The following is a 12707-nucleotide window of genomic DNA, read 5'->3' on the forward strand; positions in this document are numbered from 1 at the left end:
GGCGCGGGAGCCGCCTCAGCTCTCGACCAGTGCCGCGGGCACCGGCCGTACCGGTTCGCTGTCACCGTCCTCCTCGGGGCGGCGCCGCCCGCGCCACCAGCCGAACGCCGCGAGGGCCGCGACGCCGAGCAGTGAGGCGCCGCCGATCGCCTCGCCAAGGTGCAGGCCGGGCGGGGTGAAGGAGCAGGAGACCGAGGTGGCGCCCGCGGTGACGGGCACGGAGATCAGCCCGAGGTAGGAGCGCGCGGGGTGCCTGGAGCCGTTGTCGGTGGCGCAGCTCCAGCCCGTGATGGCCGGGGCCGCGACGACCGCGAATCCGTGCGCGCCGGAGGGGAGTTGGGCGCTGATGCCGTCGTCGGTCACCTGGACGCGGGTGGCGGCGCCCGCCGCCAGCTTCCGCTCGGCGGCGGCGAGCCTGCCCCGGTCGAGGCAGCCGACGCCGTCCGAGGAGAGGGTGCCGGGTTCCAGGGCCCGTACCTTCAGGGCGAACTTCCCGCCGCCGCGCGGCACATCGCCCAGGCGCTCGACGGCGGCGCGGTGGGTGGGCATCCGGCCGAGGAAGTCGACCGGCGCGGCGCCCGGGAGCGTGACCTGACCCTTGAAGTCCGGTGACCAGAAGTACACTTCGCTGCCCGCGGGGCAGGACGTCCGCAGCGAGTACGTACTGGTCCGCGGCTGCCGCACGTACCCGGTGACCCGGTACCCCTTCGGGGTGCGCGGCATCAACCGGCCCTTGCTGTCGCGCAGTTCGGCGCTGGTCGGGGTGTAGACGGCGGAACCGAGCAGCAACTCCTGGTTCCGGTACGGCGAGAGGCCGTAGCGCCCTGCCGGTGCGGCGTCGCGCATCGTCACCAGCGGCGGCACCTCCTGCCGGGTGACGGTCGGCGGCACATTCGGCGGCGGGTTCACATGCACCTGGTGCGGGTCGCGGCGCGAGTGGACGCGCGCGCCGACCGAGAAGATGACGTCGGTGACGGGGTTGTCGAGGCTCTGCAACGACCGGCCGCGCGAGGTCCAGCCGCCGCCGAGCGCCATCAGGGTCTTCGTCCACACATCGGCGGTGAGGCTGCTGTAGTACTGCGCGCCCTGGCCGTCGACCATCAACGGGTCGTTCCCGACGGTCTGTTCGCGTCCGGGATCGGTGCGGTAGTCCGGCCAGCCGTCGGCCTTCGCGACGGCGTCGTACTGGTACGTCTCGCGCTGGCCCCACTGCCCGTAGTCGTCCATGGTCGCCAGCCGCTTCCTGACGTCCCAGGCGTTGGTGAACGCCGACTGCCCGATCTGGGCGCCGATCAGCAGCGTCGCGGCCAGCACCACGGGCAGCGTGGCGGGCGCGGAAGCACTGGTGGCCGCGGTAGCCCCGGTGGGCGCGGCACCGCCTTGCGACCGGTCCGCCGCCCAGCGCAGCAGCAACAGGGCGCCGATCGTGGCCACCAGGCCGAGCGCGAGCAGCGGATACGTGCCCTGCCCGGTGACGCCCTTCTCCGCACCGAAGCGCGTGACGGCCACCAGCGCCGCCATCACGCCTGTGGCCCAGGCGAGTTGACGCCGGCCGGGCAGACCGTGCGCGAAGGCGAACCACCCGGCGATCACCATCATCCCGCTGAGCACGAACGTCTCGCGGTACGCGCTGCCGTTGGGCGTGGTGAAGGCGTGCCACAGCAGATGCGTCGGCTTCCACTGGAACGACGCGGTGACCACCAGCACCAGCACCGTCCACACCGTGCGCGTGCGGCGCGGCACCGCCGGGTGGAAGGGCAGCGCGAAGGCCAGCAGCAGCGCCGCGGTGTCGATGTACGTGGACGGCGTCGTGAAGCCGTACGTGCCGGGGAGCATCCGGCCGAGCAGGTCCGACCACGGCTTGGGCTCGAACTCCTGCACCAGGCCGGGGTAGGCGAGCTTCGTCCCCTTGAAGATGGTCAGCACCAGCGGCGCGGACAGGCCGATGCCGAGCACCATGCTGCGCGCGGCCCTGCCGAGCGCGCGCAGCCACTCGCGCGGCTCACGCGTACCGCCGGGGCCGCCGACGCCCGGTGCGGTCCCGTCCTGTGCGGTCCCGTCCTGTGCGCCCGCGTCCGGCGCGGTCGTGTCGCCGCGGTCGGGCTCGGTCAGCAGCCGGGCGATGAGGACGAGCCCGGCGCCGATCGTCGCCATATACGCGGTGTAGAAATTCGCGATCCAGCACAGGGCGACCACGAGGACGCTCAGATACGGCCGCCGCGCGGTCCGCGCCCACTCCCCCACCAGGCACAGCAGCGGGAACGCGATCAGGCCGTCCAGCCACATCGGGTTGTACGACGCGAGCATCACCGTCCAGCCGCACAGCGCGTACGACGCGCCGAGCGCGCCCGCCGCCCACCACCGGCCGGGGCGCAGCGCCAGCAGCAGTACGGCCATCGCCGCGGCGGCGGCGCCGATCTTCAGCACGGTCACGGCGTAGACGGCGAGGTCGATCCGGTCGCGCGGGAAGAAGGCGACCAGCAGCGCGAAGGGGCTGGAGACATACGTGCCGAGGTCCGGCAGGAAGCTGCTGCCGTAGCCGGACTGCCAGTTGAGCAGGAGCCCGCCGTCGGCCCTGCCGTGCAGCAGGTCCCACAGGTGCGCGTGGTACGGGACGAACTGGTTGCCCAGGTCATTGACGCTGCGCGTGCGCGAGCCGAACGGGTAGCTGCCCGCGACCGCGTCCCCGATGCAGAAGGCGACCGCCGCGACGCCCGCGGCGAGCAGCGCCGCCCGTGTGCGCGCGGCGAGGAACCATGACCTCACGCGCCCGACGGCTTCCGGAGGGACTTCTTGAGGTGCCATCGGTTCCCCCGGTACGCATGTTCTGTGAATGTCGCCAGATATTAGGCATCCCCGACAGACAGGAACGCGACATTCCACCGACTCCGAGGTGAACGTCAAACACCCGCCCGGTGCCCGAAGGCAACCGGACGGGTGGAGGATCACACAGCGGACGGCGTCACCTGGTGCCGCGTCCGACTGGACGAAGCCACAACCGACGGCGTCACATGATCAGACGCGTACGGGTTCGTGCTCCTCCTCCGAAGCACCGGTCCCCGAGGCGCCGCCGCCGGAAGTCACCGTGTCGCCGAGGCTCTTGCGGAGCTGCTCACCCTCGACGTCCACATTGGGCAGCGCGCGGTCGAGCCAGCGCGGCAGCCACCAGGCGGAGCGCCCGAGCAGTGCCAGCACGGCGGGGACGATGGTCATACGAACGATGAACGCGTCGAAGGCGACCGCGATCGCGAGGCCGAAGCCCATCATCTTGATCATCGACTCGGAGGAGCCGATGAAGCCCGCGAAGACGCTGATCATGATGACCGCCGCGGCGGACACCACCCGCGCACCGTGGTTGAAGCCGGTGACGACGGCCTGGCTCGGCGACTCCCCGTGGACGTACGCCTCCCGCATCCGGGTGACGAGGAAGACCTCGTAGTCCATCGCGAGACCGAACACCACACCGATCATGAAGATCGGCATCATGCTCATGATCGGCCCGGTCTGCTCGACGCCCATCAGGCCGGACAGCCAGCCCCACTGGAAGACCGCCACGACCGCGCCCAGCGCCGCGAGCACCGACAGCAGGAAGCCGAGCGCCGCCTTGAGCGGCACCAGCACCGACCGGAACACGAGCATCAGCAGCAGGAACGCCAGGCCGACGACCAGCGCCAGGTAGGGCACCAGCGCGTCGTTCAGCTTCTGCGACACGTCGATGTTCATCGCCGTGGTGCCGGTGACCAGGACGTGCGCGCCGGTCGTACCGGTGAACTCACCCTGATGCCCGCGGATCGCGTGCACCAGGTCCTCGGTCTGCGCGCTGCTCGGCTTGGAGTCCGGCACCACCGAAAGGGTGGCCGTGTCGCCCTTGGTGTTGAAGGCGGGCGCGTTGACCGTCTTCACATCGGGGAAGCCGGTGATGGTCGTCTTGATCCGGTCGACCGCCGCCTTCGGGTCGTCGCTCGCCGCGGCGTCGACCACCACCATCAGCGGCCCGTTGAAGCCCGGCCCGTAACCGTCGGACAGCAGGTCGTACGCCTTGCGCTGGGTCGTGCTGACCGGCTGCGAACCGTCGTCGGGCAGGCCCAGTTGCATGCTCGTCATCGGGATCGCGGCCAGGCCCAGCGCCACGACGCCCGCGACCAGGATCGGCACCCGGCGGCGTACCACCATGCGCGCCCAGCGGGTGCCCATGTTCGGCTTGCCGGTGTCGACCGCGCGCCCCTTGCGGACCTTGCGGCTGAGCGCCTTCGGTCCCGCGAAGCCGAGCAGCGCGGGAATCAGGGTGAGCGCGATCAGTACGGCGATGGCGACGGTGGCCGCCGCGGCCAGCCCCATCTTGGTCAGCATCGGGATGTTGACCACGGCCAGGCCCGCCAGCGCGATCAGCACGGTCAGACCGGCGAAGACCACCGCGGAGCCCGCCGTGCCGACCGCCCGGCCGGCCGCGTCCTCACCCTCTCGGCCCTCCATCAGCTCATGCCGGTGCCGCGACACGATGAACAGCGCATAGTCGATACCGACCGCCAGTCCGATCATCGACGCGAGCGTGGACGACGTGCTGGACAGACCGAGCGTGCTGGCCAGCGCGGTGATCGACGCGATACCGATACCCACACCCATGATCGCGGTCAGCAGCGGGAGCCCGGCGGCGACCAGCGAACTGAACGTGATCAGCAGCACGACCGCCGCGATGCCGACACCGATGATCTCGCTGTTCCCGGTCTCCACCGACGCCTGGAGCGCCGTACCGCCGGTCTCCACCATCAGCCCGGCGTCCCTGCCGTGCTGCGCCGCGTCCTCCAGCGCCGTGTGCGTGGCGTCGGTGATGTCGGAGGACTTGGCCGTGTAACTGACCGACGCGTAAGCGGTGGTGCCGTCCTTGCTGATCGCGTCACCGCCGGCGGCGAACGGATCGGCGACCGTCGCCTTCTGCGGTGTGCTCTTCAGCTCGTCGACGACCTTCTCGACCGCCGCCTTGTTCGGTCCCGCGGTGATCTTCTGACCGTCGGGTGCCTGGAAGACCATGCGCGCGCTCGCGCCGTCGGCGTTCGTGCCGGGAAAACGCTCATGCAGCAGGTCGAACGCCTGCTGCGCCTCGGTGCCGGGCACCGTGAAGTTGTCGCTCGGCGCGGACGGCGCGGTCGCCGCGCCGACACCGGCGAGCGCCAGCAGCGCCACCCATATCAGTACGACGAACCGCCGTCGCCGGAAAGCGAGCCGGCCCAGCTTGTAGAGGAATGTGGCCATGGGGGCATGGGCTCCCGTCAGGAGGATGGAAATGTGGGCGTGAGGAACCAGCCCGACGACGAGAGCGGCGTGTCAGGTGGAGCGGTGGTGCGGGGAATGTCGTGCTGAGGAAGTGGTGCTGAGTCGTGCCGGGGCGCCGAGTCGTGCTGAGTGGCGCGGGGAAAAGTCAGATCACATCAGTGGCCAGTGCGCTTCGTCACGACAGACGCAGGGCGGGGACGACCACCGCGTCGATGTATCTGTGTGAGAAGTCGGGGTCGGGGTCGAGACCTTCGATGATGGGCCGCGCCAATGCGGCCCCGAACAGCAGGTGCGGGACGAAGTCGCGTGCCGGATTGTCGGCGGCCAGCTCACCGCGGTCCACGGCGCGCTGCACAAGAGCCCGGAAGCTGACCAGCTCCGGCTCGATGAGCAGCTCCCGCAGGGCGCGGAACAGGTCCTCGTTCCTGAAGGCCGCGTGAGCGAGCCCGCGCATGAGTTCCTGGTCCCGCTTGGTCTCGTCCTGGTCGTGACAGCGGATGAGTTCGTGCAGGTCACCGCTGAGCGAGCCCGTGTCGATGTCCGCCGTGGACACCGACTTGGAGTGCCGCAGCGCGGTGGCCACGAGTTCCGGCTTGCCCTTCCACTGGCGGTAGAGGGTCGCCTTGCTGGAACGCGTACGGGACGCGACCGCGTCCATCGTCAGCGCCTCGTAGCCGACCTCACGCAGCAGCTCGACCACCGCCGCGTAGAGCTCGTGCTCGCGCTCGGGGGTCAGGCGCGTACGACGCGTGGCGGAAACCTCAGCCGTCATGTCGCCCTGCCCTCCGAGTCGAAACGATGTCGTACACATAACCATAGACGGCCCGCGATCGAAACGCCACCGTTTCGATCGTGGGTCGAATCACGTTCACGACGCTCAACCGTGCCCGCGCCCTCGCGCGTACGGATCCGCACCGCCGATCTGCTGTGCCGCGGTCGACGTCGCGTCCCGGCTCAGGCGGGAAGCGCCAGCGTGTGACCGGTGTGCTCGACCTTCGCCCGCAGGTAGCTGACATTCGCCGCCGACACGTGGACGGCGGTCGGAATCCGCTCGACCACGGCCGTCCCGAGCGCGGTGAGCTGCCGCGCCTTGTCCGGGTTGTTGCTCAGCAGCCGTATGCCGTCGACCCCGAGCGCCGCCAGCATCTGGGCCGCCGCGGTGTAGTCCCGCTCGTCCTCGCCGCGCCCGAGCGCGCGATTCGCCTCGTACGTGTCGAGGCCGTCGTCCTGGAGCGCGTACGCGTCGAGCTTCGCGTACAGACCGATCCCCCGGCCCTCCTGCCGCAGATACAGCAGATACCCGCCGGTCTCCGCGATCCGCTCGACCGCCTCGCGCAACTGCGGCCCGCAGTCGCACCGCTGCGACCCGAACACGTCCCCCGTCAGGCACTCCGAATGCGGTCTGACCAACGGCGACTCGGCGCCCTCGTAGTCCCCGAGTCCCAGCGCCAGGTGCTCCTTGCCGTCCACCAGACCGGTGAACGTGAACACGTCCGCCGTCGTCCCCCACCCGTCCGAGAACCGCAGCGGCACCCGCACCTTCGTCCGTATCCCGGCGGCCGGCAGCGGATTCTCCCCGCCCCGCGCCGCGTTGACTGCCGTGCCCGACGCACTGGTCGACACCTTCGACGCCATGCTGACCCCCTCATAAGATCTTGAAACATCAAGCTCTTTTGGCGGTCGGATTATTTCCCCCACCCCGAGATGTGACCCAGGCCACACGCATGAGTCGCCGTCCCCCCCCTCGACCCGCCCGATACGGCCGCCCCCGGGTCCGCCATGCGCACTGACCGTCAGCCGCAAGCTGTTCCGGCACCGCCAGGCCGACCAGGCGATCGGCGCGATGTGCGCGTCTTACGTCAACTCCGCCAACCTCGGCATCCCGGTCGCCGCACACGTCCTGCACGACACGTTCTTCATCGTGTGCGCGGCGCTCTTCCAGATGCTCTTCGTCACCCCGCTGATCCTCGTCCTGATCGACCTCGACACCCTCCGCGGCGTCGGCGCGCTGTGGCGGCGCATGCTCCGACCCCCCTTCCGCAACCCGGTGATCGCCGCCTCCGCCACGGGCCTGGCGGTGGCCACCACCGGACTGGCCCTGCCCGCCGAAGTGGTCTCCCCCGTCCAACTGCTCGGCGGCGCGGGCGTTCCCTCCGCGCTCTTCGCCCTCGGCATGTCGCTGCACGCCCGTTCCCGCCCCACCCCGGCCGCGCGCACCGAACGCCGCCTGCTGGTCGGTCTCAAGACCGTCGTCCACCCCCTCCTGGCCTATCTGCTGGCCCGCTACGCCTTCGCCCTCTCCGGCCACGCCCTCTTCGCCGTCGTCCTGTGCGCCGGACTTCCGACCGCGCAGAACGCCTTCATCTTCGCCTCCGAATACCGGCTCCCCACCGACCTCCCCCGCGACACCGTCCTGCTCACCACCCTGCTCTCGATGGTCACCCTCACCCTGATCGCCTACGCGCTCGGCTGACCCCCGCCCCCACCGGCTGACGGCGTCACCGGCTGCCCCACCTCGTACGTGAGATAGGCGAATTGGCCGACCCGCTCCACGTCCGTCAACCGCAGCCGCCCCCCGTCCAGCCGTCGGGGCAGCAGCGGCGCCCCCGCTCCCAGCGTCACCGGCGCGACGCCGAGGATGATGTCGTCCAGCAGCCCGGCGTCGGCGAAGTTCCCGACCAACTCGCCGCCGCCGAGCAGCCACACGTTCTCCCCGTAGCCGCGGCTGCCACCGCTCCCCTCCCGCGCCGCGGCCACCATCTCCGCGTGCACCGGCCGTACGTCGCCCTGGACGAAGCGGATGTCCGCCCCCGGCACGGCGGGCAGATCGTCCCGGTGCGTGAAGACCCAGCACGGCCGGTCCCCGTACCAGCGCCGCCACTCCTCCGGCCGGTCCACCACCTTCTCGTGCTCCAGCACCCAGCGGTACGTCGTCGCACCCATCGCCAGCACCCCGACGCCCGCTATGAAGCGCTCGAACGGCTCTCCGGGTTCGGTGTCCACCTCGAAGAGCCAGTCGAGCGAATTCGCCTCATCGGCGAGGAATCCGTCGAGCGTGGTCGCTGTGTAGTACTGAGTCCTGGTCACCGTCACAGCCTGCCACCCACCACTGACAATTGCCCCTCAAGCGGACATCGGCGCAGGTCGGCCGCGCTCAACACCGCGGCAACGGCGGCCCGTCCCGGTCCCGGGCCCTCACACCCCGAGCTGGCGTGCGGCGGCGTCCACCGTCTGCGCCAGCAGCACGGCGATCGTCATCGGCCCGACCCCGCCCGGCACCGGCGTGATCAGCCGCGCACGACCGCGGGCCGTCTCGAAGTCCACGTCGCCGACATTGCCCGCGTTGTACCCGGCGTCGATCACCACCGCGCCCGGCTTGATGTCCTGACCCCGGATCAGCCGGGCCCGCCCCACCGCCGCCACCACGACGTCCGCCTCCGCGACCACCGCGGCCAAGTCCTCGGTACGCGAGTGACAGTACGTCACCGTCGCGTCCTTCGCGAGCAGCAGCATCCCGACCGGCTTGCCCAGGATCGCGCTGCGGCCCACCACGACCGCGCGCTTCCCCGCGAGCCCGACCTCGTACTCCTCCAGCAGCCGCATGATGCCGCCCGGCGTGCACGACACGAATCCCGGCAGGCCGAAACTCATCGCGCCGAACGAGCTGACCGTGACGCCGTCGACGTCCTTCTCCGGCGCGATGGCCTCGAACGCCGCCCGCTCGTCGATGTGCGGGCCCACCGGATGCTGCAACAAGATGCCGTGCACCTCGGGGTCGGCCGACAGCGCGCCGAGCGTCTCCACGAGTTCCGCCGTACTGGTCCGCGCGGGAAGCGCCACATGGCGCGACAGGATTCCGGCCTTCGCGCTGCGCGACTGCTTCATCCGCACATACGTCACCGACGCGGGATCCTCACCCACCAGCACCGTCGCCAGGCACGGCGCGAATCCTGTGCGCCGCGCAAGGATCGACGCCTTGGCGGCGGTCTCCCCCATGATGCGCCGGGCCAGACCGGCCCCGTCCATGAGCCGCGCGGTATGTGTCGATGCCACCGTTGCCTCCAGGCGTGTTCAGTCCACTCGCCCAGGCGCACGGCACCGACGTATGCGTCAGGCCGCTCCCCGGTGGTACTCCACCTCAGCGCCAGTCACGGCCCACCCGCACTCTATCCGCCCCCGCCGCCCCCGTCCCGTGTCGCCGGCGCCGGGCCGGGACCGCAAGCCGCCGAAAAGCTCCGCCGCCCTGAACCGTCGCGAACGGACCCCGTAAAACGACAGAAATCCCGTCCGATCATGAAGACCGGCGGGATTCCGTCAAACGTTCCCGAAATCGCCCAGGAACGGCCTTGTTGTGGACCTGAGGGGATTCGAACCCCTGACCCCCTCGATGCGAACGAGGTGCGCTACCGGACTGCGCCACAGGCCCTTGCAACGAGGAAAACTCTAGCATCCCGAGACGGGTGGTCGTGAACGCGATTCACGCTGGTCCGGATGGCCGGGAAGCCTGGCGGCACTACTCGTTGGCGGCGCGGGGGCGGTCGGAGGGGTCGGCGTACTGGTCGAAGAGCGGGGTGCGGGGGGTGCGCGGGCGCGGGCGGCGCGGCTGGGGGGCGGCCGGGGCCGACTCCTGCGTGGCAGCCGCCGGGGCGGATTCTGCGGCGGCGGTGCCGGACCTGGCGGCGCTCCACGTGTCGGGCGCGCCGGGGTCGACGCCGCCCGGCGTACGGGGGGCGACCGGAGCAGTCACATAGGTGGGCAGCGGGACCGGTACGGGCTCCCAGCCGTCGTCGTTGTTCTGTTGCGCGCGCTGCTGGTCGACCCACTCGGCGTGGTCGGTCTGCTCGACGAGGGCGCGCCGGTCGGCCGTACGCGGCGAGGGCGCGGGGCGTTCGGCGGGCGCCGCCTGGTGCTGGTGCTGGTGCTCCTCGGCGGCCGGTTCGGGGCGGGCGCGCAGGCGTCGGGCGGCCTCGGCGGCGTACCGCTGGTCGATGCGCACCTCGAAGCGACGCCGCTCCTGGCGACGCATCTGGCCGATGTAGACCGTCAGCAGAACGGCCGGGATGGCGGGCGCCCAGAGCAGCGCGACGCCGCCGACGGCCGCCGCGACGGCGCCGACGGTGAAGCCGAGGAAGAGCAGTGTCGTGGTGCGGCGACGGCGCGCGAGCACCTTGGCACGCGGATTGAGCACGCCGGGGCGGGCACCATGCGCGGTGTGCGCACCATGCGCGCCGGCCGCGCCCTGAGTACCGCGTGCTCCGTGGACGCCGTGGGCGCCCTGCGGGATGCCCGGCCGCACCTCGGTCGCGGGCACGGCGAGTCCGCGGACGTCCACCGCTCCGGCGAGGTCGTCCTCGGATACGTCGTCGGCTGCGTCTTCCGCGGGTTCGACGCTCTCACCTCGCACCTTCGCGACACGCCGCTCCATCGCCGCGCGCCCGGACAGAAGCCGGATGGCGGTGCTGAAGCGTTCCGTCGGACGCGCTTCGTTGAGCTCATCCTGCCTACGGAGCCACATGGGCACCAAGTAGGCAGCCCAGGCCCCGACGATGACTGCGTAGATGAGGCCACTACTGCTCACGCGTTACACGGTAGGGGTGATCGAGACACGCCATACGCAATTTGGCCCGGTGTGTCGCACGATCTGGCTGATATGCCGAGATTTTTTTGCGATTGGCTTCATTTTCGAACAATTGTTTTATTTCTGGTGCGTCCCGGGCCTGGCCTGCCGCCAGCGGTTCAGCAACCCCTCGGGGACTTCCTCCGCCGTCAGCGCGTAGACCAGATGGTCCCGCCATCCACCGTCGATATGCAGATAGCGCGGACGCAGCCCCTCCTCCCGGAAACCGAGCTTTTCGGCCACCCTGCGGCTGGGACCGTTCTCCGGGCGAATGCACACCTCGATGCGGTGCAGTCCGACGCGCCGGAAACAGTGGTCGACGGCGAGCGCCACCGACGTCGGCATCACACCGCGCCCGGCGACCGCCTCGTCCACCCAGTAACCGACGTGCGCCGAGCACATCGACCCCCAGGTGATGCCCGCGACGGTGAGCTGCCCCGCGAGCCGCCCCTGGTACTCGATCACGAACGGCAGCATCCTGCCCGCGCTCGCCTCCGAGCGCAGGTGCCGCACCATCTGACGGTACGTGGGGCGCTGCGCGACATGGCCGGGCGGGGCGGGCGGCACGGTGGCCTCCCACGGACGCAGCCAGTCGCGGTTGCGCCGGTTGACCTCGCGCCAGGCGCGCTGGTCACGCATCCGGATCGGGCGGAGGGTGATGTCACCGTCCACCAACTCAACCGGCCAGGACCCGTTCAGCTCGGTCTCCCAGGGACTGAAGTCGTTTGGTCATTCACGTGATCGCCGCCATGGATCTGGTCGACGGCGTGCACCAGGAGCGGGGCGAGTACGGCGAGGCCGTCCTTGACCCCGCCGCTCGAACCGGGAAGGTTCACCACCAGCGTGCGTCCGCACACCCCCGCCACGCCACGGGAGAGCACGGCGGTCGGCACCTTCTCCCGGCCCGCCGCGCGGATCGCCTCGGCGATACCGGGGATCTCGTAGTCGAGCAGTTCCCGGGTGACCTCGGGGGTACGGTCCGTCGGCGAGATACCGGTGCCGCCGGTGGTCACCACCACGTCGTACGCGGCCTCGGCCGCCTCCCGCAGCGCCTCGCCGACGGGCGCGCCGTCGGGTACGACCCGCGGGCCGTCCACGGTGAAACCCCACTCCCGGAGCGCGGCGACGATCAGCGGGCCGCCGCGGTCCTCGTACACCCCCGCGGAGGCGCGGTTGGACGCGGTGACGGCGAGCGCGCGCAGGGTGCGGCCCGGCGCGGCCTGCGGTACGGCGGGCGCGGTCATGCGCGGTGCCAGTCGCCGGACTTGCCGCCGGTCTTCTCCTCGACCCGCACATCGGTGATGACCGCCGCCTTGTCGACGGCCTTCACCATGTCGATGACTGTGAGCGCGGCGACGGTGACCGCGGTCAGCGCCTCCATCTCCACCCCGGTGCGGTCGGTGGTCTTCACGGTGGCGGTGATCTCCACGGCGTCGTCGGCGACCACCAGGTCGACTGTCACACCGGACACCGCCAACGGGTGACAGAGCGGGATCAGGTCAGGGGTGCGCTTGGCGCCCATGATCCCGGCGATCCGCGCGGTGGCGATGGCGTCGCCCTTCGGAACGCCTGCGCCGCGCAGAAGTTTGATGACGCCGGAATCGACCAGGACCCGTCCTGTCGCCCTGGCCGTCCGCGCGGTGACGTCCTTGGCGGAGACGTCGACCATTCGGGCCGCGCCTGCCTCGTCGAGGTGGGTGAGGTGCTGCTGCGCGCTGCTCATCGTTCTCCCGGTGCGGTCTCTTGGGCAGACACCGTACCGGCAGGGACCTCCGCGCGGCCCGCGGGTCCGCGCCGGTGTGCGCGCGGACCGCCCGGC

The 12707-nt window shown here is 70.9% G+C and carries 11 protein-coding genes, 1 tRNA gene and 1 riboswitch; of the genes, 1 reads left to right on the forward strand and 11 read right to left on the reverse strand.

Features of this window, described 5'->3' with window-relative positions:
• Nucleotides 1–15: 15 nt before the first annotated feature.
• From ACZ37P_RS04225 to ACZ37P_RS04240, 4 genes are all read right to left on the reverse strand, one after another.
• Nucleotides 16–2805 (reverse strand): YfhO family protein, encoded by a 2790-nt coding sequence (locus tag ACZ37P_RS04225; RefSeq protein ID WP_467344784.1) that lies wholly within the window; start codon nucleotides 2803–2805, stop codon nucleotides 16–18.
• Between the two features lie 210 nt (nucleotides 2806–3015).
• Nucleotides 3016–5250, reverse strand: coding sequence for an MMPL family transporter (locus ACZ37P_RS04230; protein WP_467344785.1), 2235 nt, complete (start codon nucleotides 5248–5250; stop codon nucleotides 3016–3018).
• Nucleotides 5251–5446: 196 nt separating this feature from the next.
• Nucleotides 5447–6043 carry a TetR/AcrR family transcriptional regulator gene (locus ACZ37P_RS04235; protein WP_188282412.1) on the reverse strand — a complete coding sequence of 199 codons (597 nt, stop codon included), beginning with the start codon at nucleotides 6041–6043 and terminating at the stop codon, nucleotides 5447–5449.
• 182 nt (nucleotides 6044–6225) lie between these two features.
• Nucleotides 6226–6906: a GTP cyclohydrolase II gene (locus ACZ37P_RS04240; RefSeq protein ID WP_355337878.1), complete on the reverse strand. Its 681-nt coding sequence runs from the start codon at nucleotides 6904–6906 to the stop codon at nucleotides 6226–6228.
• A 208-nt stretch (nucleotides 6907–7114) separates the two neighbouring features.
• Between ACZ37P_RS04240 and ACZ37P_RS04245 the strand changes: the two genes are divergently transcribed.
• Entirely contained in the window at nucleotides 7115–7744 is a 630-nt protein-coding gene (locus ACZ37P_RS04245; RefSeq protein WP_467344787.1) for an AEC family transporter, read from the forward strand.
• Here ACZ37P_RS04245 and ACZ37P_RS04250 read toward each other — a convergent pair.
• From ACZ37P_RS04250 to moaC, 7 genes are all read right to left on the reverse strand, one after another.
• Complete coding sequence (locus ACZ37P_RS04250; protein WP_467344788.1) at nucleotides 7729–8358, reverse strand: dihydrofolate reductase family protein; 630 nt, start codon at nucleotides 8356–8358, stop codon at nucleotides 7729–7731. The genes ACZ37P_RS04245 and ACZ37P_RS04250 overlap by 16 nt on opposite strands.
• Before the next feature lie 108 nt (nucleotides 8359–8466).
• Nucleotides 8467–9297: a bifunctional 5,10-methylenetetrahydrofolate dehydrogenase/5,10-methenyltetrahydrofolate cyclohydrolase gene (locus tag ACZ37P_RS04255; RefSeq protein ID WP_355338087.1), complete on the reverse strand. Its 831-nt coding sequence runs from the start codon at nucleotides 9295–9297 to the stop codon at nucleotides 8467–8469.
• Nucleotides 9298–9346: 49 nt separating this feature from the next.
• Nucleotides 9347–9433, reverse strand: a riboswitch (ZMP/ZTP riboswitch).
• Between the two features lie 190 nt (nucleotides 9434–9623).
• A tRNA-Ala gene (locus ACZ37P_RS04260) sits at nucleotides 9624–9697 on the reverse strand.
• A gap of 87 nt (nucleotides 9698–9784) precedes the next feature.
• Nucleotides 9785–10849: a divisome protein SepX/GlpR gene (gene sepX / locus ACZ37P_RS04265; protein WP_467344790.1), complete on the reverse strand. Its 1065-nt coding sequence runs from the start codon at nucleotides 10847–10849 to the stop codon at nucleotides 9785–9787.
• Nucleotides 10850–10966: 117 nt separating this feature from the next.
• Nucleotides 10967–11587 carry a GNAT family N-acetyltransferase gene (locus tag ACZ37P_RS04270; RefSeq protein WP_188279753.1) on the reverse strand — a complete coding sequence of 207 codons (621 nt, stop codon included), beginning with the start codon at nucleotides 11585–11587 and terminating at the stop codon, nucleotides 10967–10969.
• The gene (locus ACZ37P_RS04275; protein ID WP_467344791.1) at nucleotides 11584–12132 is read right to left on the reverse strand and encodes a MogA/MoaB family molybdenum cofactor biosynthesis protein; all 549 of its coding nucleotides are present in this window, start codon (nucleotides 12130–12132) and stop codon (nucleotides 11584–11586) included. The genes ACZ37P_RS04270 and ACZ37P_RS04275 overlap by 4 nt, the downstream gene beginning before the upstream one ends.
• Nucleotides 12129–12611, reverse strand: coding sequence for a cyclic pyranopterin monophosphate synthase MoaC (moaC, locus tag ACZ37P_RS04280; protein ID WP_467344793.1), 483 nt, complete (start codon nucleotides 12609–12611; stop codon nucleotides 12129–12131). The genes ACZ37P_RS04275 and moaC overlap by 4 nt, the downstream gene beginning before the upstream one ends.
• Nucleotides 12612–12707: the final 96 nt, after the last annotated feature.

This window comes from Streptomyces sp. NPDC024632, assembly GCF_055559175.1.

What these genes read in the sequence shown, in the direction of transcription:
- ACZ37P_RS04225 (WP_467344784.1), bottom strand. Translation starts at nt 2,805, where the DNA reads ATGGCACCTCAAGAAGTCCCTCCGGAAGCCGTCGGGCGCGTGAGGTCA.
- ACZ37P_RS04230 (WP_467344785.1), bottom strand. Translation starts at nt 5,250, where the DNA reads ATGGCCACATTCCTCTACAAGCTGGGCCGGCTCGCTTTCCGGCGACGG.
- ACZ37P_RS04235 (WP_188282412.1), bottom strand. Translation starts at nt 6,043, where the DNA reads ATGACGGCTGAGGTTTCCGCCACGCGTCGTACGCGCCTGACCCCCGAG.
- ACZ37P_RS04240 (WP_355337878.1), bottom strand. Translation starts at nt 6,906, where the DNA reads ATGGCGTCGAAGGTGTCGACCAGTGCGTCGGGCACGGCAGTCAACGCG.
- ACZ37P_RS04245 (WP_467344787.1), top strand. Translation starts at nt 7,115, where the DNA reads ATGTGCGCGTCTTACGTCAACTCCGCCAACCTCGGCATCCCGGTCGCC.
- ACZ37P_RS04255 (WP_355338087.1), bottom strand. Translation starts at nt 9,297, where the DNA reads ATGGACGGGGCCGGTCTGGCCCGGCGCATCATGGGGGAGACCGCCGCC.
- ACZ37P_RS04275 (WP_467344791.1), bottom strand. Translation starts at nt 12,132, where the DNA reads ATGACCGCGCCCGCCGTACCGCAGGCCGCGCCGGGCCGCACCCTGCGC.
- moaC (WP_467344793.1), bottom strand. Translation starts at nt 12,611, where the DNA reads ATGAGCAGCGCGCAGCAGCACCTCACCCACCTCGACGAGGCAGGCGCG.